Source organism: Halomonas sp. ML-15, from assembly GCF_014779595.1.
In the GTDB taxonomy this organism is placed as follows: Bacteria; Pseudomonadota; Gammaproteobacteria; order Pseudomonadales; family Halomonadaceae; genus Franzmannia.
Genome location: NZ_JACXZT010000010.1, coordinates 14,695 through 37,576, shown reverse-complemented (window position 1 = coordinate 37,576; position 22,882 = coordinate 14,695). Strand labels below are relative to the sequence as shown.

General features: G+C 64.0%; 22 protein-coding genes. 8 read left to right on the top strand and 14 right to left on the bottom strand.

Going from position 1 to position 22,882, the window contains the following annotated elements; genetic code table 11:
• Positions 1 to 49: 49 nt before the first annotated feature.
• Positions 50 to 955 carry a cation diffusion facilitator family transporter gene (locus IEI94_RS07195; protein WP_191166637.1) on the top strand — a complete coding sequence of 302 codons (906 nt, stop codon included), beginning with the start codon at positions 50 to 52 and terminating at the stop codon, positions 953 to 955.
• On the opposite strand, the gene IEI94_RS07190 is transcribed toward IEI94_RS07195, so the two are convergent.
• Both IEI94_RS07190 and IEI94_RS07185 read right to left on the bottom strand, forming a co-directional pair.
• Positions 950 to 3,118, bottom strand: a complete 2,169-nt coding sequence (locus tag IEI94_RS07190) for an ATP-binding protein (protein ID WP_191166636.1) — start codon at positions 3,116 to 3,118, stop codon at positions 950 to 952. The two genes, IEI94_RS07195 and IEI94_RS07190, sit on opposite strands and share 6 nt — an antisense overlap.
• A gap of 26 nt (positions 3,119 to 3,144) precedes the next feature.
• On the bottom strand, positions 3,145 to 3,666 hold the full coding sequence (locus IEI94_RS07185; RefSeq protein WP_191166635.1) for a molybdopterin-dependent oxidoreductase: 522 nt from the start codon (positions 3,664 to 3,666) through the stop codon (positions 3,145 to 3,147).
• A 143-nt stretch (positions 3,667 to 3,809) separates the two neighbouring features.
• Between IEI94_RS07185 and IEI94_RS22855 the strand changes: the two genes are divergently transcribed.
• From IEI94_RS22855 to IEI94_RS07170, 3 genes are read left to right on the top strand one after another with little or no spacing between them, the layout of a single operon-like run.
• Positions 3,810 to 5,306 (top strand): DUF1538 domain-containing protein, encoded by a 1,497-nt coding sequence (locus tag IEI94_RS22855; RefSeq protein WP_318153371.1) that lies wholly within the window; start codon positions 3,810 to 3,812, stop codon positions 5,304 to 5,306.
• Positions 5,303 to 5,653, top strand: a complete 351-nt coding sequence (locus IEI94_RS07175; RefSeq protein WP_191166633.1) for a P-II family nitrogen regulator — start codon at positions 5,303 to 5,305, stop codon at positions 5,651 to 5,653. Before IEI94_RS22855 ends, IEI94_RS07175 begins: the two co-directional genes overlap by 4 nt.
• 47 nt (positions 5,654 to 5,700) lie before the next feature.
• On the top strand, positions 5,701 to 6,087 hold the full coding sequence (locus tag IEI94_RS07170) for a CBS domain-containing protein (protein ID WP_191166632.1): 387 nt from the start codon (positions 5,701 to 5,703) through the stop codon (positions 6,085 to 6,087).
• A gap of 28 nt (positions 6,088 to 6,115) precedes the next feature.
• Here the strand turns inward: IEI94_RS07170 and IEI94_RS07165 are convergent, their stop codons facing one another.
• From IEI94_RS07165 to IEI94_RS07155, 3 genes are all read right to left on the bottom strand, one after another.
• Positions 6,116 to 6,634: a lysozyme inhibitor LprI family protein gene (locus IEI94_RS07165; RefSeq protein WP_191166631.1), complete on the bottom strand. Its 519-nt coding sequence runs from the start codon at positions 6,632 to 6,634 to the stop codon at positions 6,116 to 6,118.
• Positions 6,631 to 7,434, bottom strand: coding sequence for an MOSC domain-containing protein (locus IEI94_RS07160; RefSeq protein WP_191166630.1), 804 nt, complete (start codon positions 7,432 to 7,434; stop codon positions 6,631 to 6,633). Before IEI94_RS07160 ends, IEI94_RS07165 begins: the two co-directional genes overlap by 4 nt.
• Positions 7,435 to 7,535: 101 nt before the next feature.
• On the bottom strand, positions 7,536 to 8,345 hold the full coding sequence (locus IEI94_RS07155; protein WP_191166629.1) for a DUF2189 domain-containing protein: 810 nt from the start codon (positions 8,343 to 8,345) through the stop codon (positions 7,536 to 7,538).
• A gap of 321 nt (positions 8,346 to 8,666) precedes the next feature.
• On the opposite strand from IEI94_RS07155, the gene IEI94_RS07150 reads away from it, so the two are divergent.
• The 4 genes from IEI94_RS07150 to soxZ all read left to right on the top strand — a co-directional run bounded on the left by IEI94_RS07150 (position 8,667) and on the right by soxZ (position 12,350).
• Complete coding sequence (locus tag IEI94_RS07150) at positions 8,667 to 8,996, top strand: c-type cytochrome (protein WP_191166628.1); 330 nt, start codon at positions 8,667 to 8,669, stop codon at positions 8,994 to 8,996.
• Between the two features lie 7 nt (positions 8,997 to 9,003).
• Positions 9,004 to 10,329, top strand: coding sequence for an NAD(P)/FAD-dependent oxidoreductase (locus IEI94_RS07145; RefSeq protein ID WP_191166627.1), 1,326 nt, complete (start codon positions 9,004 to 9,006; stop codon positions 10,327 to 10,329).
• Positions 10,330 to 10,417: 88 nt separating this feature from the next.
• Complete coding sequence (locus IEI94_RS07140) at positions 10,418 to 11,476, top strand: YeeE/YedE family protein (RefSeq protein ID WP_191166626.1); 1,059 nt, start codon at positions 10,418 to 10,420, stop codon at positions 11,474 to 11,476.
• Positions 11,477 to 11,510: 34 nt separating this feature from the next.
• The gene (soxZ, locus tag IEI94_RS07135; RefSeq protein WP_224749987.1) at positions 11,511 to 12,350 is read left to right on the top strand and encodes a thiosulfate oxidation carrier complex protein SoxZ; all 840 of its coding nucleotides are present in this window, start codon (positions 11,511 to 11,513) and stop codon (positions 12,348 to 12,350) included.
• A gap of 303 nt (positions 12,351 to 12,653) precedes the next feature.
• Here soxZ and IEI94_RS07130 read toward each other — a convergent pair whose 3' ends face one another.
• The 9 genes from IEI94_RS07130 to IEI94_RS07090 form a co-directional block, all read right to left on the bottom strand.
• Positions 12,654 to 13,082: a universal stress protein gene (locus tag IEI94_RS07130; RefSeq protein ID WP_191166625.1), complete on the bottom strand. Its 429-nt coding sequence runs from the start codon at positions 13,080 to 13,082 to the stop codon at positions 12,654 to 12,656.
• Positions 13,083 to 13,093: 11 nt separating this feature from the next.
• Complete coding sequence (locus IEI94_RS07125) at positions 13,094 to 15,688, bottom strand: TRAP transporter permease (RefSeq protein WP_191166624.1); 2,595 nt, start codon at positions 15,686 to 15,688, stop codon at positions 13,094 to 13,096.
• A 174-nt stretch (positions 15,689 to 15,862) separates the two neighbouring features.
• Positions 15,863 to 16,846 (bottom strand): TAXI family TRAP transporter solute-binding subunit, encoded by a 984-nt coding sequence (locus tag IEI94_RS07120; RefSeq protein WP_191166623.1) that lies wholly within the window; start codon positions 16,844 to 16,846, stop codon positions 15,863 to 15,865.
• A 303-nt stretch (positions 16,847 to 17,149) separates the two neighbouring features.
• Complete coding sequence (locus IEI94_RS07115) at positions 17,150 to 18,526, bottom strand: KamA family radical SAM protein (protein WP_191166622.1); 1,377 nt, start codon at positions 18,524 to 18,526, stop codon at positions 17,150 to 17,152.
• 177 nt (positions 18,527 to 18,703) lie between these two features.
• Positions 18,704 to 19,126 carry a hypothetical protein gene (locus IEI94_RS07110; RefSeq protein WP_191166621.1) on the bottom strand — a complete coding sequence of 141 codons (423 nt, stop codon included), beginning with the start codon at positions 19,124 to 19,126 and terminating at the stop codon, positions 18,704 to 18,706.
• 52 nt (positions 19,127 to 19,178) lie between these two features.
• Positions 19,179 to 20,483 (bottom strand): TRAP transporter large permease, encoded by a 1,305-nt coding sequence (locus IEI94_RS07105; protein ID WP_191166620.1) that lies wholly within the window; start codon positions 20,481 to 20,483, stop codon positions 19,179 to 19,181.
• Complete coding sequence (locus IEI94_RS07100) at positions 20,473 to 20,952, bottom strand: TRAP transporter small permease (protein ID WP_191166619.1); 480 nt, start codon at positions 20,950 to 20,952, stop codon at positions 20,473 to 20,475. The genes IEI94_RS07105 and IEI94_RS07100 overlap by 11 nt, the downstream gene beginning before the upstream one ends.
• A 66-nt stretch (positions 20,953 to 21,018) precedes the next feature.
• Positions 21,019 to 22,029: a DctP family TRAP transporter solute-binding subunit gene (locus IEI94_RS07095; RefSeq protein ID WP_191166618.1), complete on the bottom strand. Its 1,011-nt coding sequence runs from the start codon at positions 22,027 to 22,029 to the stop codon at positions 21,019 to 21,021.
• A 259-nt stretch (positions 22,030 to 22,288) separates the two neighbouring features.
• Positions 22,289 to 22,870, bottom strand: coding sequence for a DUF192 domain-containing protein (locus IEI94_RS07090; RefSeq protein ID WP_191166617.1), 582 nt, complete (start codon positions 22,868 to 22,870; stop codon positions 22,289 to 22,291).
• Positions 22,871 to 22,882 lie beyond the last annotated feature (12 nt).

Here is a 22,882-nt window from a genome sequence, read left to right as displayed (position 1 = left end):
TGGATTTTTTGATGCCACGTCGCCAGCCACACACCTTACGGGTGACATCATGAACGCTTATCTTGAACAGCGCGCACTAAAAATCTCTACCGCGATGACGCTGATGGTAGCAAGCCTCGGGGTGGTCTTCGGGCTGCTCTCCGGCTCGCGTTCGATCCTCTTCGACGGGGTCTTCTCGACCATCGATGCCGCCATGTCGATGCTGGCGCTGTTCGTGTCACGGCTGGTGATGAAGGAGTCGAGCCAGCGCTTCCAGCTCGGCTACTGGCACTTCGAACCCATGGTCGCCGCCCTCAACGGCTCGATCCTGCTGCTGCTGTGTTTCTATGCCTTCCTCAACGCCGTCAGTGGGTTGATGGAGGGCGGTCGAGAGCTGGCCTTCGACGTGGCGATCGGCTACGCGGTTATCGTCTGCGCCGCCTGCTACGCGATGTTCTTCTATGAGCGCCGTCTGAATCGCCGCGCGCGCTCAGAGTTTGTGCGTATCGATACCCAAGGCTGGCTGATGGCGGCGCTGATCACGACTGCCCTGCTGATCGCCTTCATCGCCGCGCTGCTGATGGAAGACACCGCCCTGGCGGTATGGACGCCCTACGTGGATTCGGCGCTGCTGGCGGTGCTGACGCTGTGCTTCATGCCGGTGCCGCTAGGTATCGTACGCCGCGCCCTACGCGAGATCATGATGATCGCCCCGCCAGCGCTGGACGCGGAGGTACATGCGGCGATGGCGCCGGTCATGCAGCACTCGGGGCTACTGGAGTACTCTAGCCACGTGGCCAAGAGCGGCCGCGTGCACACCATCGAGATTCACCTGTTGACCACGCCGGAGTTTGCTCGTGAGGCAGGGGTGGCGCGACTCGACGAGATCCGCGCCGAGATCGCCTCGCGGCTGAGCATTCCCGGCGCCCAGCGCTGGTTCACGCTCTCGTTCACCGCCGAGCGGCGCTGGCTATAAGCGCTCGCCAAGTCTCCAGCGCTGCTCCAGAGCCGCCAGCGAGGGCCCCAGCAGCTGCTGCAGTGCGGCCACCGCTTCTCGGCATGACGCCTCCTGTGATGCGGCCTGTTCGAGATCACGCGCTGCCGCGGCCAGCCGCCACAGCCCCAAGCTGCCAGCCTCGCCCTTGATCAGATGTGCCAGCATCTCCAGGCGTGCCCCGTCGCCGGCCACCTGGGCAGACCACAGCTCCTCTATGCGCGTCGGCATGTTCGATTGGAACAGCGCCATCAGCGCCAGGCGGTCGTCCAGGGACAGGCTCTTCTCGAGTTCGTGCAGGGCGCCGTCATCGAGCCAGCCTGTTGGTTCGGTCTTCTCGTCAGCCGCAGCCGAGCCTGACGCCCCGCTCAGATGACTTTCGAGTACCGCCTGTAGTGCCTCCCGATAGAGTGGCTTGGCCAGGTAGCCGTTCATGCCCGCCTCGCGGCAGCGCGCTTGATCCCCGTCCAGCGCGCCAGCGGTCATTGCCACAATCGGGACATGCCGCGTCCAGCCCTCGCGCTGACGTAGCGCACGGGTCACCGCCAGGCCATCCATATCGGGCATCTGCACATCCATGAAGATCAGATCGAAGCGCTGAGTCACGCAGCAGGCCAGCGCCTCACCGCCACTGCCCGCCACGGTGACCCGGCAACCCAAGCGTTCGAGCATGGCCACCGCCACCTGCTGGTTGATCGGGTTGTCCTCGACCAGCAGCAGCGTCGCCTCCAGGCACTTGGCGGCACGCTCCTGAGTATCAGCCTCGCGAACATGGCGCCCTTCAGGCGCGGGCAGCAACGGGAGTCGACACCAGAAGCGACTGCCATGGCCAGGCTGGCTGGTAAAATCGATCTCGCCGCCCATCGCCTCGACCAGCTGCTTGCAGATCGCCAGGCCGAGCCCACTGCCGCCAAAGCGCCGCGCCGTAGAAGCATCGCCTTGGCGAAAGGGCTCGAACACCCCCTCGCGCTGAGCCTCGGCGATACCGCAGCCGCTGTCGCTGACGCTAATCTCGAGCCACTCCTCTCCGCAGCGCCGCGCGTCAAGCAGCACCTCGCCGCTGGCCGAGAATTTGACCGCATTGGAGAGCAGGTTGAGGATCACCTGATTGACTCGCCCCGGGTCACCGTAGAGCCGCACCGGTAGTCGCGGATCAACCTCGCTGCGCAGCGTCAGCGACTTGGCATTGGCACGTGGCACAAAGAGGGCCACCGCCCGTTTCACCACCTCGCGCAGGTCGTAGTCGGTATGCTCCAGCTCCAGGCGGCCGGCCTCTACCTTGGAGAAATCGAGGAGGTCGTTGATCAATCCCAGCAGCTGCCCACCGCTCTCGTGAATCGTCGTGGCGTAGTGCTGCGACGTGGCATCCAGCGCACGCTCGCGCAGCAGTTCGCTCATGCCAATCACGCCGTTAAGTGGGGTGCGGATCTCATGGCTGACCGTGGCCAGAAACTCGCTCTTGGCCTGGCTCGCCGCTTCGGCACGTCGTGCAGTGATTTCAAGCTCAGCGCTCAGCGCCTCGGTGGCACGCCGCGCGGCAGTACTCTCGCGCGCTTCGCGAAACAGAAACACCACCACCAGCGCAGCGGCAGCGCTCATCGCCACGATCAGTCCCAGCAGCAGGCGATAGAGGCGCTGCAGCTGCTCCCGCTCGCGGGTGGTGGTTTCGGCGAGGTGGGCATTGATCGCCACGATCAACTCCTCGCTGTCGCTGGTCAGGGCCTCGAGGCGCGCATCAAGCGCCTCGCGACCGCCCTCTTCCAGCGAGAAATCACTGCGGTAGAGCGACTCATCGATGGCAGCGGCATGTTTGCCGATCGCTTCCATCAATGCCGCCGCGCGGGGGATGGTGTCGAGCAGCTCGGCAAGCTCGCCGCGGCGCAACAGGTTGACGCGGCTATACATCAGCTCGAAGCGCAGGCGCAGCTCTTCCAGCGTGTCACCCGCGGTCGGTCGGGCCAGCTGCGAGCGTAGCTGAATCGCCTCGCGATCCAGTTTGTAGGCCGACCAGGCGGTATCACCACCGACGCTCTGTGCGAGGCTCTCCTGGCGCCACAGCACCAGCCCCGACACGGCAATGGCGGCAACGAAGAACAGCAGGGCGGCAAAGGCGCCGATTTTCAGTCGGCCGGGATAGCGCAGCATCACACGCCCCTTATCGCGCCGGGCGGTCAATCGGCATGGATATTGACCACCTGCCACACCGAACGGAAGCGAATCGTTTCATTATGCAGTTCGGGATAGTCATCGAACGGATAGAGCACGAAGATCGGACCGTAGTCGCGAATCGGCATCGGCTCACCGTTGCGCGTGAGGGCCAGTATCACGTCATAGTCATGAAAATTGGCGACCGGTATGTCGGCGGCAAAATCGTTCAGCGCCCGCACCCGCACCGTCTCGCTGTCAGCCCCCACCGTCTCGAGCAGAGCCCGCGCCAGCGGCCCCTCGAAACTGTTCGGACCATCGGTCCAGGGGGTATGGGTCTCGATCACCCGGGTGGGTAGTGACATCAACATCTCGGCATCGAAATGCGCCTCGTCGTCGACGTTGGTGTGCGCAATATTGCCCGAGACCGTGAGGATCACCTCACCCTGCGGGCTGGGCAAGGCCCAGGCCGCCAGCGGCAGGACGCTCAGCCCCACCGCCAGTGTCAACAGGCCGGCGATAGGCAACAGAGGGTGACGAATGCGCATGGCGGCCCCTTACGTATAAACGTTGTTATGATCGTGGTACTTCTTGATCCGTCGCACTATTTTGCCATATTCCCTGGTGTAGAATCTCTCCGTTGCCGCTTCTCGCGGCATACTGGATGTTTTCCGGCCACAGGAGAGGTCTCTTGTCCGAGCAGTTGAAGGATTTTGCCTACGCCTTCTGGCACGCCATAAACAACCTGCTACCCATCATCGTCGTGGTCGTGGTGTTCCAGGCCCTGGTCTTGCGCCAGTGGCCGGAGGGCGGCGTGAGCATGGCAATTGGTCTGCTGATCGTGGCGCTGGGCGTGGCACTGTTCCTGCGCGGCCTGGAGCTGGGGATCTTTCCGGTTGGCAAGAGCCTCGCCAACCAGTTCGCCAGGCGCGGCTCGCTGCCGATCCTGATCAGTTTCGGCTTCGCCATCGGTTTCTCGGCGGTGATCGCGGAACCGGCACTGATCGCCGTCGCCGATCAGGCCGCCGAGATCAGCGACGGGCGCATCGATGCCCTGACCCTGCGCCTGATCGTCGCCGCCTCGGTGGGCCTGGTGATGGCGATGGGGATCGTGAGGGTGATTCTCGGCCACCCACTGCACTGGTATATGATCATCGGCTATCTGACGGTGGTTCTAGTGACCTTCTTCGCCCCAGAAGAGATCGTCGGTCTGGCCTATGACTCTGGCGGCGTGACAACCAACATCGTCACCGTCCCGCTGATCGCCGCGCTGGGCATCGGCCTTGCCACTTCGATACGTGGCCGCAACCCATTGATAGACGGCTTCGGCCTGGTGGGCCTGGCGGTGATGGTACCGATGATCAGCGTGCAGCTGTACGGCATTATCGTCTACGGCCAGGCCAGCCCGGCGGGAGACGCCGAGCTGGTGATGAACGGCGACGCGGCCCTGGATGCGGCCCATCCGCTGCTGCAGATGGTGCTCGACCTGTTCAGCATGCTGCGCGACGTATTGCCAATCCTGCTGGTGATCCTGTTCTTTCAGTATGCCGTGCTCAAGCGCGCCCTCTCCAACCGGCTGCGCGTCGCGGCGGGCTTCGCCATGGTGATCATCGGCCTCTATGCGTTCGTGGTGGGGCTCAAGCTTGGCCTGTTCCCGATCGGGCGCAGCATGGCCGAGCAGTTGATTCAGTTCGACAGCTGGCTGTGGGTCTACCTGTTCGCTTTCAGCATCGGTTTCGCCACTACCATGGCCGAGCCGGCGCTGATTGCCGTGGGTCAGCAGGCCGAGGAGGCCGCCGCAGGCAAGATCGACGGTAAAGCGATTCGTCTGCTGGTGGCAATGGGGGTCGCGATTGGTATCACCATCGGCATACACCGCATCATCACCGGCGACTCTATCCACCACTACATCATCGCCGGCTACAGCCTGGTGATTGTGCTTACCGCGCTGTCGCCGCGCTATATTGTCGCGCTAGCCTTCGATCTCGGCGGGGTCACCACGTCGGAGGTCACCGTCCCACTGGTCACCGCATTGGGAATAGGACTGGCCACGCATATCGAAGGGCGCAACGTACTGATCGACGGTTTCGGTCTGATTGCCTTCGCGTCGATATTTCCCATCGTTACCGTGATGAGCTATGCCATCATCATGGAACGTCTGGTCAAATGGAGGAGTGTCCGCCCATGAAGTTTTCTGCACTGGTCGCTATCGTGCCCGAGGAGCTCGAGCAGGAGTGCCTCGATGAAGCCAACCGTATCGGCGGCGGCGGGGTTACTCTGCTATCGGGGCGGGGGCTGGGCGGGGAGCCCAAGAAGACCTTTTTCGGCCTGACCTTCGAAGGCAGTCAGACAGTGATGCTGATGGTGCTCGAGAAGGGGCTGTCGTTGAGCGTGCTCAAGGCACTACAGAAAGTACTCAACCACGACGGCGAGAGCTCCCGGGGCGTGGTATTCACGCTACCCATCGAGCATCTCGGCGGTCTCGACATCTCGCAGCTGGAGCGCTTCGAGCAGCACCTGCGCGATACCCTCTAACCCCATCCACTCACCCATCACCCGGTGGTACTACAGGAAACATGGCTATGCTGGTCAAAGACATCATGGTGCGCGATGTGGTCAAGGTGTCAGCCTTCGCCACCCTGCGCGAGGCCCTGGCGCTGATGAAGCGCCATTCACTCAAGTCGCTGGTGGTGGAACAGCAGAACGCCCACGACGCTTGGGGGCTGATCACCTACACCAATATACTCAAGACCATCGTTGCCGAAAGCGGTGATATCGATCTGGTCAACGTCTATGACGTCTGCGCCAAGCCGGTGATCTCGGTGGGCGAGAACCTGGACGTCAAGCACGTCGCAGCGCTGATGACCGACAACCGCGTCAAGCGGGTACTGGTGCTGCGTGACAATGAGCTGGTTGGCCTGCTGACCATGGACGATATCATCGGTACCGTACTCGAGATACTCGACTGACGGTCCTCGCCGCCGCTTCGTGCATGGCCTATTGGGCCGGCTCCACGCCCATCCGGCCGGGCAACTCCTCGAGGCCATCCAGGTAGCGCTGCAGCTGGTAGGCACGGTCCTCGAGCACGGCGTTGCGGCGCAGCTGCTCGGCCAACGGCCAGGGGGTATCGCCTTCCGCCCACGCCTCATCGTCGATATAGCCCTCCTCGGCATGCTGCAGATCGGCATAATAGGCCGCGATAAAGGCAAAGTCGGCGTCGCGACTCAGTTCCCACTGCTGCTGGGCGGCGTCCAGGGCCTGGCGCGCCTCACTACCCAGCCTCCCGGACAGCCGCGAGGCCAGGCGCTCCACCTCATCCTGCCAGTCATCGTAGGCGTCCGACGCGCAGGCCTGCATGGCCGGCGTCTGCCAATCGCCCTCCTCCATGCAGCTGTCGGTCTTATGGTCGATGGGATGACTACCCCGGGTCGGCGGCGGTTCCGCCTGGGCCAGCCCGGCTAGCGGCGCTGCGAACATCAGCACGGCGACCGCCTGGCATAATCGCAAGTGCGTCATGACACTACCTCCACCTCGGCGTCCACTTCCAAAGTACCGCTTCGGGCCACGATCAGGTTCTGGCCGAAATAGATCAAGCCATCGGGTCCGCGCCGATACCCCGCCAGCGTGCGCAGCGGCTCACGCTCGGGCAGAAACTCTCCCGTCGCCGGGTCGACGGTGACCATGACACAGCGCGAACAGGGCTTGTCCACCAGCAGCTCCACCTCACCGATACGCAGCATATGCCAGTCGTCTTCGGCGTAAGGCAGACTACCGGTGACCACCAGATTGGGACGAAACTGGGCCATTCGCTGCGGGGTGTCGAGGCGGGTATTGAGGTCGTCCAGCGACGCCTGACCGATCAGCAGTAGCGGGTAGCCGTCGGCGAAACTGACCCGCTTGCCCAGCGCCTGGCGGTAGCGCGGCGAGCGCTCGCCGAGCCATAGCAGGCGCACCGGCTCCCCCACGACCTCGCTCAGCCAGGCATCTGCCTCGGCAGTGGTGGTCAAGCCGGAGAAACGGTCGCTCCACACCTGAGTGGCCAGCGGCTCACCGATGAAGTTGGCATGGTGCAGCGTCAGATCGTCCAGCGCCGCGTGATGCAGCACGATGCCGCCGTCGAACAGCGTGGTCGAGACACGCTGCAGTTGCGGGTGGCTACGCGCGGTAACGAAGACGCCGTCCAGGCGCGCCACCATATAGCGACGGTCTCCCGTCAGCCCCTCCTCGCCGGCCCAGGCCGCGCTGAGGGCCTCGCCGGCGGTGGACTTGATCGGATAGTGAAACAGGCCAGCGAGGCGCAGCGACGAGTCTGCCATGCGAGGGTCCTTTCATCGGTGGTATCAGCCGGCGCAGCAACGACGCTGGGGGCGATGATCGCCCCCAGCATAGTCGTATCGACGGGCACTCCGCCACGCCATCAGCTCTTGGGCAGCGTCTCGACGCGCACCAGGTCTTCATAGGCGTGCCAGCTGGCATGACCGAGCACAGGCAGGATCAGCGCCAGGCCGATATAGAAGGTCATTACCCCGATCAGTACGCAGACGGTCAGTATTGCCGCCCACAGCAGCATGGGGCGGAAGTTGCGCGCTACCGACCTTACGCTGGCCTCGATCCCTTCCATGAAGGTCAGATCGTGGTCCATCAGCGTGGGAATCGCCACCACGCTGATCGAAAAGGCACCGAAGGCCAGAATGGCGCCAGCGGCAGTGCCCACCGCCAGCATCCCGAAACCTTCCCGCGTAGTGATCAGTGCGGTGTACAGGGTATCGGGACTCGGCGTCTCGAAGCCGAAGAACAGCGCAAACAGCAGCGTCGCCAGGCGAATCCAGGCGAGGAAGAAGATCATCATCATCACGCCCATCATCGCCAGCTGACCGGCATGCGGACGCCAGGCGCCGAAGGCATCGCCAAGCGTCGGCGCCCGACCCTCCTCGAGGCGTCGACTGATACCGTAGGAGCCCACCGCCACCAGCGGCCCCAGGAACATGAACCCCGCCACCAGCGGCAGCAGCCAGTGCCACAGGCCCAAGGTGAAGGCGCCGGCAGTGATCGCGATACTCAAGCCCACCCAGAACATCCCGTAAGCCAGGCTGACCGCCGTGGCCTCGCGAAAGTCCTTGAAGCCAGCCTCCAGCCAGGCGCGCGGCCGGTCCATTCCCACCGGGTTGATGGTGATCTTTACCGTGGCATCGGACTGCTTGTGTTTGTTCGTTTCCGCAGCATTCATGGCGTTACCCCTTATCCCGCAAGCAGTGATCCGGCACACCGGGATCGGGCCCGTCGAGGCCGCGTTCGCGGGTGGCCAATACAAGGCTAGATGCCTTTTTCCTCCCACACCTCTACTGTAGTGCAGCGTTCGCCAATGTGCAGCTGGAACGCTTTCAACGCGGCGGCTGCATGGACACTAATGGATATAAAAAATTAATTTTATATAATTATTGTCAACGGCGCTTGCCCCGCGGGCGGTGCCTGACGCTATGCTGATAGCGTCACTGCCCTCGCTGAGCGAGGGAATAACGATAAACAACGTCTTGTGAGGGATCTGACGATGAACGTACGCCTACCACGTGCGGCTACGGCGGTACTCGGCGCCTGTCTGCTGCTGGGCGCGGCCCAGCAGGCGCTGGCCGACGACTACGACCTGCAGCTGGAAGTGATGGCCGGCGGTTGCGCCAACTGCCACGGCACCGATGGCACACGCGCCGGCAGCGTGCCGCCGCTGGCCGGCCGCGACGCTGACTATCTGCAGGAGCGCCTGCTGGCCTACAAACGCGATGAGGTGGCCGACACCACCATCATGAACCGCATCGCCAAAGGCTTCAGCGACGACGAGCTGACCAGCCTGGCTGAGCACTTCGCCAACGTGGAACAGGAGTGAGACATCCATGAGCGTCAACAGCAAGCCGTTTCAACTGCGCCCCGGTGTCTCGCGCCGCCAAGTGCTCAAGGGCATCGGTGCCGCCTCCAGCCTGCCGCTGATCGGCGGTTTCGCGCCGGCCTTTGCAAGCGGCAGTGAAGGCCGTGTGGTGGTCATCGGCGGCGGTTTCGGTGGCGCCACCGCAGCCAAGTACCTCAAGCGCGCCAACCCCAATCTGGCGGTGACCCTGGTCGAGCCGGCTCAGACCTTCTATACCTGCCCGTTCAGCAACCTCTATCTCGGTGGCCTGCGCGAAATGAGCAAGATCGCCCACGGCTACGATGAGCTGCGCGACCGCTTCGGCGTGGAGGTACTGCATACCCTGGCCGAGGATATCGACCCGGACGGCCACAGCGTGCGCCTGGCCAACGGCGACACCTTGCAGTATGACAAGCTGGTGCTGTCACCGGGCATCGATATCCGCTGGAACGCCCTGGAGGGCTACGACGAGGCCGCCGCCGAGCTGGCCCCCCACGCCTGGAAGGCTGGCCCGCAAACCGAACTCCTAAGGAGCCAGCTCGAGGGCATGGACGATGGCGGCACCTTCGTACTGGTGGCACCTGAGAACCCCTTCCGCTGCCCGCCAGGACCCTATGAGCGGGCCAGTATGGTGGCACATTATCTGTCGCAGCATAAACCCAACTCCAAGGTGCTGATTCTCGACGCCAAGGACAACTTCTCCAAGCAGGGGCTGTTCACCAGCGGCTGGGAGCAGCTCTACGGCGACACCATCGAGTGGGTGGGCCTCTCCGGTGATGGCCGCGTGACCCGCGTCGATGCCGATAACCTCGAGGTCGAGACCGAGTTCGGGACCGTGCACCGCGCCGACGTGCTCAACGTGGTGCCACCCCAAAAAGCCGGCTGGATCGCCGAGCGCGCCGGTGTCACCGACGACAGCGGCTGGGTGCCGGTCAAGCCGGAGACCTTCGAATCGCAGCAGGTTGCCGATATCTACGTGGTCGGCGATGCCACGGTGGCCGCGCCGATGCCCAAGTCGGGCTTCTGCGCCAACGCCCAGGCCAAGGTGGCCGCCGCCGCCATCGTCTCCGCGCTGCGCGGCGACAGCCCCCCGGAGCCGTACTGGAGCAATACCTGCTACAGCCTGATCGGCCCGGAGTACGGTATCTCGGTGGCCGGCGTCTATCGCCTCCAGGATGGCGTCATCGCCGAGGTCGACGGTTCCGGCGGGCTTAGCCCCAGCGATGCCAGCCCCGAGATTCGTCAGATGGAAGCCGAGTATGCCGTCGGCTGGTACAACGCCATCTGCCAGGATACCTGGGGCACCGAGGCCTGAAGCCGCGATCGATTCAGGCTAGAATGAGGCCACCTTCGGGTGGCCTTTTTTATCTGCCCTCACTTTTGCTTGTCAGAGGACACACGCGATGACGCATACCGCCATGGTCGCCTGGTCGGGCCTGCTCCTCGGCCTGCTGTTCGGCGCGACGGGCAGGCTCAGCGGCTTCTGCCTGATGCGCGGCCTGACCAACGCCTGGGCGCCGACGCCCGAGCAGCGCGACGGTCGTAAACTGCGCGCCTTCGCGGTGGCCATGGCCGTCGCCCTGCTCGGCAGCCAGCTGCTGGTGAGCGTGACCGCGCTGTCGCTGAACGACGCCCTCTACCGCACCGCCAGCCTGTCGTGGCTGCTGGTACCGCTGGGCGGCATGCTGTTCGGCTACGGCATGGTAATGGCCAACGGCTGCGGCGCCCGCTCGCTGGTGCTGCTGGGCAGCGGTAATTTGCGCAGCTTCGTGGTGCTGGTGTGTCTGGGCATCGCCGCCTACATGACGCTATCCGGGGTGCTCGCTCCGCTAAGGGTCTGGCTGGAAGGCGCCACCACGCTAGCGCTGCCGGCCCGCGATCTGCCAGGCTGGCTGATGCAGGCGGGCCTCGGCGCCAACCTGGCGCGCTGGCTGCCCAGCCTGCTGCTGGCGGGCGGCCTGCTGGCCTGGGCGCTCTCCAGCCGCGCCTTTCGCGCCTCGCCGCGGGACTGGCTGGGTGGGCTGGTGATCGGCGCGCTGATTCCCGGCGGCTGGTACGCCACCGGGGTACTCGGCTTCGATGATTTCGAGCCGGTAAGGCTCGCCAGCCTCACCTTTATCGCCCCGATCGGCGAGAGCCTGCAGTACCTGATGCTCTCCACCGGTACCCGGCTCGGTTTCGGCGTTACCGTGGTGACCGGGGTCCTGGCCGGCTCGCTGATCACCTCACTGGCGACCCGCGGCTTCGCCTGGCAGGGCTTTCCCGACCATACCCGCATCCTGCGCAGCATAGGCGGCGGCGCCCTGATGGGCATCGGCGGCGTGCTGGCGCTGGGCTGCTCTATCGGCCAGGGGCTGTCCGGCATCTCGACCCTGGCGCTGACCAGCTTCGTGGCCCTGGCCGGTATTGCCGTCGGTGCCGGGCTGGGAATCCGCGGCCCGTTGGCGCTGTCCAAGGTATGATGTTGGCCGTTCCATTTTCAGCCTGGAGATCTCGATGCCCCACTCCTTTCGCCACATGACGCTCTCTCGCCGCCGGCTGCTGCGCTCCAGCGCAGGCGGCCTGCTCGGCCTGGGCCTGCTCGGCGCCGTGCCAAGCCTGCTGTTCTCCCCCGCGGCGCTGGCCGGCGACGCCTGGCAGCGCCTTGAAGCAGCCCAGCAGGTGATCGGCGATGCCACCCCAGAGAGTGACGGTCTGACGTTGGATCTGCCGCATGTCTCCGAAGATGGCTCCGCGGTGGCGCTGACCGTGGGCGTCGAGGCATCCCTCGACGACGGCGACTACGTGGAGAGCATTCATCTGTTCGCCGCCGGCAACCCCAATCCCGAGGTCGCGGTGTTTCACCTCACGCCGCTGGCCGGCAAACCCGAGGTCTCGACCCGGGTACGCCTCAACGAGACCCAGCAGGTAGTGGCGGTGGCGCGCAGCGCCGAGGGCAAGGTATGGGCTACGTCTCGCGAGGTGCGCATCACCGTCAGCGGCTGCCTGATGCGCGGTGACGATGTGCCCGAGGCGCTGAGCAACCCACGGGTCAGCGTGCCCGGCAGCTTCACTGCCGGCCAACCCGGCGAGATCCGTACCCTGATCACCCACCCCATGGAGACCGGCCTGCGCGAAGGCGATGACGGCGAGACCCTGCCGCGCCACATCATCGAGCGCTTCAAGGTCAGCGTCGACGGCGACACCGCCTTCGAGGCGGAGCTGCATCAGTCAGTGTCGGCCAACCCCTACCTGCGCTTCCATCTCGCCCCCGAAAGGAGCGGCGAAGCGGTGTTCGAGTGGCACGACGACACCGGCGAAAGCGCCCGGGAAACCAGCCAGCTCAACGTCTCCTGATCCGAAACCCCAATGTAGGAGCGAATTTATTCGCGATTGCAGCGCGTAGCGCTGCCGGGCACCAACCCCATCGCGACCGAAGTCGCTCCCACTTTTGCCAGGGGCGCCATCCCCAGTGTGGGAGCGGTTTTCAACCGCGATGCAGCGCGAAGCGCTGCCGGGAACCAGCCTCATCGCGAATAAATTCGCTCCTACATTGAGCATGGCGCCATCCCCAGTGTGGGAGCGGTTTTCAACCGCGATGCAGCGCGCAGCGCTGCCGGGGACCAACCCCATCGCGAATAAATTCGCTCCTACACAAATTTAGCGAACGATCATCACCGACATCTTCGAGTGATGCACCACATGCTCGGCGTTGGGGCCCAGCACGTAGTCGGCGAACTTGCGCTTGTTGTGGGAGGCCATCACGATCAGGTCGGCGTCGATCTTCTTGGCCGCCTTGATGATCGCCTCCCACGGCGAGCCGTCTATCACTGCGTGCTTGACGCTGACGTCGTCCGGCACATGCTCCTCGACGAACGCCTGCAGGGCGTCGGTCAGCGCCTGCCGCGCCTTTTTGGCGAAGTCCTTGGGAAAGTAGGAGCCCACCAGCGGCATACGGTAATCGGGCAGCACCGTGACGATCTGCAGCGAGGCGTCGAAGGTGCGGCACAGGGTCAGCGCCGTCGGCAACGCCTTTTGCCACGAGGCCTCTTCGTTGAGATCGATGGGCAGCAGTAGCTTCTGATACATGGCAGCTCTCCTTAGGCCGACGCCGTCTGGGCCGACACTGGCTCACGACGTCGGCGCTGCAGCAGCACCACCAGCCCGAACACCAGGAAACCGGGGATCCACATCCACTCCTTGGCCCAGCGATCCACCGGCGCCAGAATCTCGAGCACTTCCTGGTCGAAATCGAAGCCGATATCGGCCGCCAAGCTGCCAAACTCGACGAAATCGACGATCGCCTGATCGCCATCGACGTAGAGTTCGAGGCCCAGGTTCTCGAGTCGCTCGGCCCCGCTATCGCCACGCGGCACCGGCACCAGCAGATAGGTGGTCATGGGATCACCAAAGGCGTCTTCGCCGGCGATCTGCACCCGTATATTGCTGCCATCCTCGATATCGTCCAGCGCCTGTTCGAGCTGTGCCGGTGGGACCGACTCATAGGGATCGTGGATACGATCCATCCAGTAGCCGGGACGGAACAGCGTGAAAGCCACCAGCAGCAGGAGCAGGCTTTCGTACCAGCGGTTGCGCACGATCATGAAGCCCTGGGTGCCCGCGGCGAAGATCAGCATGGCAATGGTCGAGATGATGAATATCACGATGCCCTGCACGAACGTGACGTCGATCAGCAGCAGGTCGGTGTTGAAGATAAACAGGAACGGCAGCGCCGCAGTCCGCAGGCTGTAGTAGAAGGCCTGGAAACCGGTGCGGATCGGATCACCGCCGGATACCGCTGCAGCGGCGAACGAGGCCAGCCCCACCGGCGGCGTGACGTCGGCCATGATGCCGAAATAGAACACGAACAGGTGCACCGCAATCAGCGGCACGATCAAGCCGTTCTGCTGCCCCAGCATCACGATCACCGGCGCCAGCAGCGCCGATACCACGATGTAGTTTGCAGTGGTCGGCAGGCCCATGCCGAGGATCAGGCTGAGCACCGCGGTGAGCAGCAGGATCAGCATCAGGTTGCCCATCGACAGGATCTCGACCACGTCGGCCAGCACCAGACCGACGCCGGTCTGGGAGACCGCGCCGACGATGATACCGGCAGCCGCGGTGGCGATGCCGATGCCGATCATGTTGCGGGCACCGGCCACCAGACCGTCCCACAGGTCGAGGAAGCCCTCCTTGATATCCTCTGCCAGCCGGCCGCGGTGACGGAAAATAGCGGTAATCGGGCGCTGAGTGATAATGATAAAAATCATGAACACGGTGGCCCAGAACGCCGACAGCCCCGGTGACAGGCGCTCGACCATCAGACACCACACCAGCACGATCACCGGCAGGATGAAGTGCAGCCCGACCATGACCGTCGGCTTGGTCTGGGGCAACTTGACCACCTTGGAGCTGGGGTCGTCGAGCTCCAGTTCAGGGTAGTTGGCGCCGACCTTGAGCAGCCCCACATAGATCACCGTCAGCCCCACGGCCACCACCCAGGGGGTGGCGTCGCCAAGCACCGGCTTGAGCCAGCCAAGCCCATAGTAGACCGCAAACGACAGCGCCATCAGTAGAAGCAGGCCAGTCAGAAAGCCCAGCACCTTGTTGATCAGCGGCCGCGCCGGGTTACTCGTCGGCAGGCCGGTCATGTTGGCCTTGAGCGCTTCGAGGTGGACGATATAGACCAGTGCGATATAGGAGATCAACGCCGGCAGGAAGGCGTGCTTGATCACCTCGACATAGGAAATGCCAACGTACTCGACCATCAAAAAGGCGGCCGCGCCCATCACCGGCGGCATGATCTGGCCATTGACCGACGAGGAGACCTCCACGGCACCGGCCTTCTCGGCCGAAAACCCGACCCGCTTCATCATCGGAATAGTAAAGGTGCCGGTGGTGACCACATTGGCAATCGACGACCCAGAGATAAGCCCCGTCATGCCCGAAGCGACCACCGCGGCCTTGGCCGGCCCGCCTCGATAGTGGCCGAGCATCGAGAAGGCTACCTTGATGAAATAGTTGCCGGCACCGGCCTTGTCGAGCAGCGCGCCGAATAGCACGAACAGGAACACGAAGCTGGTCGACACCCCCAGCGCGATACCAAACACGCCCTGGGTAGTCAGCCACTGGTGGTTGATCAGCCCCGCCACGCTGACCCCACGGTGGGCAAGCAGACCGGGCATATAGGGGCCCAGCAGAGAATAGAGAATGAAGATAGTGGCCACGATCATCAGCGGCGGGCCCAGCGCCCGTCTAGCGGCCTCGAGCAGCATGACAATGCCCACCACGCCGACGATGACATCCTGGGTCAGCGGCCTACCGGGACGCTGCGAGAGATCGGCGTAGAACATGAACATATAGGCGCCGCAAAACGCTGCCACCGCGGCAAATAGCCAGTCCTGGATAGGAATGCGATCACGCGGCGAGCGCTTCAGCGCCGGATAGGCCATGAAGGCCAGAAACAGCGCAAAGGCCAGGTGAATGGAGCGGGCCTCGGTAGCGTTGAAGACCCCGAAGCGAAAAATATAGGGAAGCGGAGAGGCGATCCACAGCTGAAACAGCGACCAGGACGCTGCAATAACCACTAATAGCTTGCCCGGTGCACCAAGCGGCTTGCGCGCGCCGGAGTCACTGGTCGCTACCATCTCCTCCAGATCCACCTCGCTTGCCGGCGCTTTCTTGTCAGCACTCATACGCTTGCCCTGCCTTTGGCCGAGAGACGCGGCTGCATCCCATCCACTCGTGTTTGCTTGACGTCATGCTCAACTCGATCCTGGATCGTCATGCCCCAAACCACGATGCGCGGCCTCCCGCCAGGGCGACCGCGCATCATCAGGTGGAGTCAGTTTACTCCTGGTGCGCCAGAATCACTCTTCGATCCAGCCACGCTCCGCATAGTAGCGCTTGGCACCATCATGCAGCGGTGCGGTCAGACCGTCGGAGATCATGTCCTCTTCGTTGAGGTTCTCGAAGGCCGGGTGCAGACGCTTGAAGCGATCGAAGTTCTCGAATACCGCCTTGACGGTCTCGTAGACCACCTCATCATCAACATCAGCGGTGGTCACGAAGGTCGCCGCCACGCCGAAGGTATCGACATCGTCGTCGTTGCCGCGGTAGAGCCCGCCGGGGATGGTGGCGCGGGTGTAATAGGGGTAATCATCGACCAGGGTGTCGATCTCGTCACCGGTCACCGGCACGATGCGCGCGTCGATGGTGGTGGTGGCTTCCTGGATCGAACCGTTGGGGTGGCCTACCACATAGACCATGGCGTCGACGTTATTGTCGGACAGGGCCGATGCCTGCTCGGCAGCGTCCAGCTCGGAAGCCAACGCGAAATCGTCAGTGGTCCAGCCCTTGGCGCCCATCACCACATCCATGGTGTTGCGCTGCCCCGAGCCCGGGTTGCCGATGTTGACACGCTTGCCCTGCAGATCGTCGAAGGTTTCGATACCAGAGTCAGCGCGCGCCACGACGGTCAACGGCTCGCCGTGCATGGTGAACACCGCTCGCATCTCTTCCCAGGGGCCGTCGTCCTCGAAGTTGGACTCACCGTGGTAAGCACGATACTGGACGTCGGACTGCACCACGCCCATGTCCAGCTCACCGCTCTTCATGCCGTTGACGTTGGCCACTGAGCCACCTGTGGACGGGGCATTACAGCGAATGTTGTGGTCGTCGCTGCCACGGTTGACCATGCGGCAGACCGACTGGCCAACGACGTAGTAGACGCCGGTCTGGCCACCGGTACCGATGGTGATGTACTGCTCGTTGGCCACGGCGGGTGCGGCGAAGGCCGCAGCGCCGAGGAGCGCGCCGGAGAAGGCGGCGGCAGTGAAGGCATGGCGTTTCATGAAGCACCTCTTGTGTTGTTGACGACGCGGCCAGCGGATCCTGCCGACCGCGCTTTCTGCCAGGGGGTAATACCCTGCGTGGCAATAACCCTCACCTATGTATAGCCGCTTTGTACGCGATCAAGCCAATCGGCGAGACGCCCTGCGCGGCTAGGTGGCCAAGGATAGTGCCAATAACAGTTCGCTACTTTAGCGAAATTTGCTAAAAAAAACAGGTACCAAGGCAGGCGAGCCCGCACTCGATCGATACTCGTTCATTCTAGGCGTCAACAGCGTTTAGGGATCGTTAATTTTCCTTTTCTTTCAGGAAGCCTTCACGATCAACGCCTGCTTCTCCTCTTTCATGGCGGCAAACTCGGCCTCATAGAAGAACTCTTGCTCGCCCAGCGCCGGCTTCAGGTGGTTGAGCCAGGTGGCGTTCTCGTCGTACTTGGCGAAAAACGGCCGCTGCACCCAGTCGCTGTCGCGGCCCTGGATAAAGCGCAGCACGAAGACCTTCTCGCCGTGGATCTCGGCGACACCCTGGATCTCCACCTTGCCGGGATCGGCGGACATCGACGGCCCACGCGCGGTTCGCGCCAGCCCCGGCACCGTTTTCATTGCCTCGCGATAGATCTCGTAGGCACGTATCAGGGGCACCTCGAAATAGTGACGGGCACCGGTGTCGCGCTCGACGAACATGTAGTAGGGGATCATCCCCAGCCGCACCTGGGTGGTCCACATCTTCGCCCACTGCTCGGCGTCGTCGTTGATATGCTTGAGCAGCGGCGCCTGGGTGCGAATCTCGGCGCCGGTGGCGCGGATGCGGCGAATCGCTTCGCGGCAGATGGGGGTATCCATCTCCTTCCAGTGGTTGAAGTGCGCCATGAAGGCCACGTGCTTGCCCGCCGCGGTCAGCTCGCGGAACAGCTCGAGGATATCCTCGGCGTCCGGGTCGGTGACGAAGCGATAGGGCCAGAAGGTCAGGCTCTTGGTGCCGATGCGGATATCCTGAACGTGATCGAGCTCCGGGGCCATCAGCCCTTCCAGGTACTGGCGGAGGTGCTTGGCCTTCATCACCATGGGGTCACCGCCGGTCATCAGCAGGTCGCTGACCTCGGTGTGCTCAGCCAGGTAGCGGTGCAGCGAGCCGGCCTCGCTGGAGGCGAACTTGAGGTCCTTGTCGCCGACGAACTGCGCCCAGCGGAAGCAGAAGGTGCAGTAGCTGTGGCAGACCTGCCCCTGACTGGGGAAGAACAGCACCGTCTCGCGATACTTGTGCTGCATGCCAGGCAGCGGCTCGCCGTCGAGCAGCGGCAGGTTGAGATCCATCTGCCCTGCCGGATGCGGGTTGAGCTCACTGCGCACCCGCTCTATCACCGGCTTCATCTCGGCAGCCGGCGCATCGCGACGCACCAGCTCTGCCACCTCGTCGAAGTGCTCGGGGCGCAGCATGCCACGCTGGGGAAAAGTGAGCTGGAAGACCGGGTCCGCGGGAACGTTGCTCCAGTCGATCAGTTCCTCGATCACGTACTCGTTGACGCGAAACGGCAGCACCTGACTGACCACCCGCATATCGAAGCGCAGCTCCGCGGGGAGAGACTGGATCGCCTCGATCTTGTCGAGCTGACGATGGGTATAGACCTTGAACTGGCGTGCCTCGAAGGCGCTGTCGGGGGCGACATTGATACGCTGATTCATGCCATCTCCTGTTTATTATTCACGCCGCGCGCTGGCTAGCCAGCCAGCTGACAGGCAGCGGCGCTGTGGGCGCTTATCGGGGAGGGCCATTGGTACAGGCTAGGCTAGAGGGTTGCAAGTTTCTGCGCGCATTTGCAACGAATGTCGCCTAAAGCACCATCAAATGTCACAAATGCTTTATTGGCAGGCGCGCCGATAGCGGGCTTCCATATCGCGGCGCTCGCGCAGCTGGCGGGTGCCGACGCTGGTACCGTCACGGAGCCGTTCGATGCGCTCGGCCAGCGCCCAGCAATCGAGCACCAGCGGCTCATCCGGCTCTGCGGCCGCCGCCGGCTCGGGAGGGCTCGCCGGCACACCGGGCTGCGACGCCTGAGGCAGAAGCTCAAAGGGAATCACCACCTCGACCCGGGGACGCGGGCGCACCTCGGACCTTCGTTCACCGCGGCGCGGCGTGCGCTGGCGCTCATCTCTCGCCCAGCGCTGCTGGCGCTCCTCGTAAACTTGCCAGCCGAAGCGCGCCGACTCGGCCAGAGCACTGCCCGACACCGCCAGCAGTGCTGCCAGTAGCGCACTGCCCATCAAGATAACGCCTTTGCGCATCCGCTTTCCCCCTTGGCCATTGTCTATAGCGTAGCGGCTCGAGCGGCTAGCGTCAGACGTTATAGCCCAGCACCCGCGGCAGCCACAGGGCGATTTCGGGAAAGATGGCGACCAGCGCCAGCGCGCTGCCCATGGCGACCACGAAGATCAGCGCCCAGCCGATGGTCTGCTCGAGGCGAATCTTGGCCACCTCGGTGGTCACCATCAGGTTGACCGCCACCGGCGGCGTGAACTGGCCAATGGCGATATTCATCGCCAGCAGGATGCCGAACCATACCGGGTTCCACTCGAAGTGCTGCATCACCGGAATCAGAATCGGCATCAGGATCAGGTAGATCGAGATGGCATCCAGCAGCATCCCGGCGACCAGCACCGCCAGCATGATCAGCAGCAAGAGCATCACGCCGCTGTCCGACAGCCCGATGATCCACTCCGCCATGTCGCGGAAGGTGCCGAGCATGGTGCCGGCCCAGGCGAAGATGCCGGCCAGGGCGATGATCAGCATCACTACTCCGGAAATCACCGCCGCCTCGCCGAACAGCGACCACAGGTCGCGCCACTTGAGCTCACGGGTGAAGAACAGCCCCACCACGATGCCGTAGGCCACTGCCGCTACCGCCGCCTCGGTGGGGGTAAACAGCCCCGAGCGCAGGCCACCGAGAATCAGCACCGGGGCAAACAGCGCCGGCAGCGCCTGCTTGAAGGTCTCGCCGACCTTGAGATGCTCGGCTCCCTCTACCGGGGTCCCACCTTCCCAGCCATAGCGGCGCGACAGCAGCAGCGCCGGCACCATCATCGCCAGGCCGGCGAGAATGCCGGGGAACAGCCCGGCCGCAAACAGCGCGCGCAGATCGACGCCGGGCACCACGATGGAGTAGAGGATCAGCGCCACCGACGGCGGAATCAGGATCGCGGTGGAAGCCGAGGCGGCGATCAGCGTGGCCGAAAACGGCTTGGGATAGCCCGCCTTGGTCATGCTCGGCAGCATCACCATGGCCACCGCCGCGGCATCCGCCGGCCCCGAGCCGCTCATGCCGCCCATGATCATGCACACCAGCACCGCCACCACCGCCAGGCCACCGTGACGTGGGCCGATCAACGCCTGGGCGAAGCGCACTAGCCGCAGCGCCACTCCGGCGCGCTCGAACAGCAGGCCGGTGAGGATAAACAGCGGAATGGCGATCAGTGGATACTTGGCGATGCTGTTGTAGGTATTGGTGCCAAGGGTCGCCAGCATCTCCGGCGACAGTCCGATGACGATGCCGATGGCCCCGGCCAGGCCCAGCGAAAAGGCCACCGGTACGCCGGCGATCAGCAGCCCGGCGAAGGCCAGCAGCATCCATAGATCAGGGCTCATCGGTGAGCCTCCCGGTCAGGCGGTCCCAGGTCTGCTGGGTCTGACGAATCAGCATCGCCCCCGAGAGCAGCGGCAACCAGATGATGTACCACCACTGCGGCAGGCCGATCCCCGGCGATAGCGACTGCCACTGATACTCCTCCCAGGTCAGCTTGGCGCCGAACCAGGTCACCAGTCCCAGCACCGTCACCCCACATAGCCACTGCAGCACGATCAGCGCCTTGCGCGGCCCGTTGGGCAGCGCCCGCTCCAGCAGGCCGATACGGATATGGCCGTTGCGGCGCAGTGCCACCGAGGCACCGGCAAAGGTCACCACCACCAGCAGAAAGACCGAGAACTCTTCGGTAAACGCCAGCGACCCGCCTGTCACATAGCGGGTCACCACGTTGCCGAGGCTGATAACGGAAATGATCACCAGCGCCAGCGACGCCAGCCAGCGTTCGGGGCGCGCGTCGGGAGACACCTTCATGACGACCTCACGAAAAATGCGCCGCCCCTCGCACAGCGGGGGCGGCAGGGAAGAGCGGGACGCGACTCAGCGCGCGTCCATCGACGCCTGGGCGGCTTCGACGATCGCCTCGCCAATGCGTGGCACCCACTTCTCATGGACCGCCTGAGTGGCATCGACGAAGGCCTGATGCTGCTCATCGCTAAGCTCGGTAACGGTCACGCCACGCGCTTCGATGTCGGCGAGCCGCTCAGGCTCCTGCTCGCGGGTCATGGCGATCTCCCACTCCCCGGCTTCGATCGCGGTCTCGCGCAGCATCTCGCGGTCGGCCTCGTCGAGGGAGTCCCATACGCGCTGATTGGCGGCGAAGATCAGAGGATCGTTCATGTAGTTCCAGCGCGTCAGGTACTCCTGCCCCACCTGGTCGATGCGCGCCACGTCGAAGACCGACAGCGGATTCTCCTGGCCGTCCACCGCGCCGGTGGTCAGCGCCGGCTGGGCGTCGGTCCAGCTCATCTGAGTCGGATCGGCCCCCAGGGCGCTAAAGGTATCCTGGAACAGCGGCGAGCCAACCACGCGGATGCGCAGCCCGTCGAGATCCTCCGGCGCGCTGATCGGGCCACGCGAGTTGGAGAGCTGACGGAAGCCGTTCTCACCCCATGCCAGCGGCACCACGCCGCGGGATTCGATGGCATCGAAGACCAGCTCGCCAGCCTCGCCACCGGTGACGGCATCCACTGCTGCTTCATCGGGGATAAAGAACGGCAGCGAAAACAGATTGAGTTCCGGCACCTGCGGTGACCAGTTGATGGTCGAGCCCACCGCCAGGTCGATCAGTCCCGAACGCATCGCCGAGAATTCACGGGTCTGATCGCCGGATACCAGTTGGGAGTTGGGGTAGACACGCAGGGTAATGCGGCCCTCGCTGCGCTCCTCGACCAGCTCCGCCCAGCGCTCCGCCGCCTGTCCCCAGGGGAAGGCGTCGGACAGTACGGTGGAGACGGAGAGCTCGCGGGCCTGAGCCGACAGCGAGGTGGAAAGCAGCGCGGCACCGGCCAGCGCGACGGTGAAGTGGGTCAAGCGGCGTGACAGGGTCATGGAATGTCCTTGCAGCGGTGGGCGCCGCCTCGCGGACAGCGCGCCGATTATTGGTATAGGTGCGCCGGGGCGCGAATGCTGATGCTGCCGCCTCGGGGTAGCAAGGCGCTATCTGACCGCTTGTGGCGGGACGTTCGACATCTTGCCGACCTTGGGGTGAAAAGACCGGCAGCCGGAGTGCAATGACTCACTGGCCCATTGTAGAGCGCCAGGCGTTGAAAGAAAGTCACTTACACCAAGGTGCAAGACGCCCGGCAGGCTACTCGTCCCCGACCAGGTCTTCGTCCTCGGCCAGTGCTTCTCTCTCATCCAGCTCGGTCTCGTCCAGCTCGGCCATGCACTGCAGGGCGGCACCAGGCAGCGCAACGCAGTCGCCCTCCTCGATGCCGTGCTCGGCAAAATAGCCGGCATTGACCTCAAGGGCGGCAACATAGCGGGCATCGGGTCGCGTCACTGGGCACTCGCTGGGATCCGCGGAAGTACACGGCTGCATGCTGGCGATGGTGACGATACGCCCCTGCTCGTCGATAAAGGCGATATCCAGCGGGATACGGGTGCGATACATCCAGAAGCCGCTGCGGGACGACTGCGGCTCGGAGTAGATGAACAGCATGCCGGCATCGCTGTCCAGCTCGTCGCGGTCCATCAGCCCCCGCGCACGCTGAGCAAAGCTTTCGGCCAGCTCGACCTCGAGCTTGTGCGGCCCGTGCTGGCTGTGAATGGCGAGGGTGTCGCGGGCAAACTCCATCGGCTCGCCTGCATGGGACTGCGCCAGCAGCGTCTTGGGCATCATCAACGTAGCACTCATGCCTAGCAGCAGCTGGCGGCGGGTTAGGTTCATCGACGCGGTTCC

What these genes read in the sequence shown, in the direction of transcription:
- IEI94_RS07195 (WP_191166637.1), top strand. Translation starts at nt 50, where the DNA reads ATGAACGCTTATCTTGAACAGCGCGCACTAAAAATCTCTACCGCGATG.
- IEI94_RS07190 (WP_191166636.1), bottom strand. Translation starts at nt 3,118, where the DNA reads ATGCTGCGCTATCCCGGCCGACTGAAAATCGGCGCCTTTGCCGCCCTG.
- IEI94_RS07185 (WP_191166635.1), bottom strand. Translation starts at nt 3,666, where the DNA reads ATGCGCATTCGTCACCCTCTGTTGCCTATCGCCGGCCTGTTGACACTG.
- IEI94_RS07175 (WP_191166633.1), top strand. Translation starts at nt 5,303, where the DNA reads ATGAAGTTTTCTGCACTGGTCGCTATCGTGCCCGAGGAGCTCGAGCAG.
- IEI94_RS07170 (WP_191166632.1), top strand. Translation starts at nt 5,701, where the DNA reads ATGCTGGTCAAAGACATCATGGTGCGCGATGTGGTCAAGGTGTCAGCC.
- IEI94_RS07165 (WP_191166631.1), bottom strand. Translation starts at nt 6,634, where the DNA reads ATGACGCACTTGCGATTATGCCAGGCGGTCGCCGTGCTGATGTTCGCA.
- IEI94_RS07160 (WP_191166630.1), bottom strand. Translation starts at nt 7,434, where the DNA reads ATGGCAGACTCGTCGCTGCGCCTCGCTGGCCTGTTTCACTATCCGATC.
- IEI94_RS07155 (WP_191166629.1), bottom strand. Translation starts at nt 8,345, where the DNA reads ATGAATGCTGCGGAAACGAACAAACACAAGCAGTCCGATGCCACGGTA.
- IEI94_RS07150 (WP_191166628.1), top strand. Translation starts at nt 8,667, where the DNA reads ATGAACGTACGCCTACCACGTGCGGCTACGGCGGTACTCGGCGCCTGT.
- IEI94_RS07145 (WP_191166627.1), top strand. Translation starts at nt 9,004, where the DNA reads ATGAGCGTCAACAGCAAGCCGTTTCAACTGCGCCCCGGTGTCTCGCGC.
- IEI94_RS07140 (WP_191166626.1), top strand. Translation starts at nt 10,418, where the DNA reads ATGACGCATACCGCCATGGTCGCCTGGTCGGGCCTGCTCCTCGGCCTG.
- soxZ (WP_224749987.1), top strand. Translation starts at nt 11,511, where the DNA reads ATGCCCCACTCCTTTCGCCACATGACGCTCTCTCGCCGCCGGCTGCTG.
- IEI94_RS07130 (WP_191166625.1), bottom strand. Translation starts at nt 13,082, where the DNA reads ATGTATCAGAAGCTACTGCTGCCCATCGATCTCAACGAAGAGGCCTCG.
- IEI94_RS07125 (WP_191166624.1), bottom strand. Translation starts at nt 15,688, where the DNA reads ATGAGTGCTGACAAGAAAGCGCCGGCAAGCGAGGTGGATCTGGAGGAG.
- IEI94_RS07120 (WP_191166623.1), bottom strand. Translation starts at nt 16,846, where the DNA reads ATGAAACGCCATGCCTTCACTGCCGCCGCCTTCTCCGGCGCGCTCCTC.
- IEI94_RS07115 (WP_191166622.1), bottom strand. Translation starts at nt 18,526, where the DNA reads ATGAATCAGCGTATCAATGTCGCCCCCGACAGCGCCTTCGAGGCACGC.
- IEI94_RS07110 (WP_191166621.1), bottom strand. Translation starts at nt 19,126, where the DNA reads ATGCGCAAAGGCGTTATCTTGATGGGCAGTGCGCTACTGGCAGCACTG.
- IEI94_RS07105 (WP_191166620.1), bottom strand. Translation starts at nt 20,483, where the DNA reads ATGAGCCCTGATCTATGGATGCTGCTGGCCTTCGCCGGGCTGCTGATC.
- IEI94_RS07100 (WP_191166619.1), bottom strand. Translation starts at nt 20,952, where the DNA reads ATGAAGGTGTCTCCCGACGCGCGCCCCGAACGCTGGCTGGCGTCGCTG.
- IEI94_RS07095 (WP_191166618.1), bottom strand. Translation starts at nt 22,029, where the DNA reads ATGACCCTGTCACGCCGCTTGACCCACTTCACCGTCGCGCTGGCCGGT.
- IEI94_RS07090 (WP_191166617.1), bottom strand. Translation starts at nt 22,870, where the DNA reads ATGAACCTAACCCGCCGCCAGCTGCTGCTAGGCATGAGTGCTACGTTG.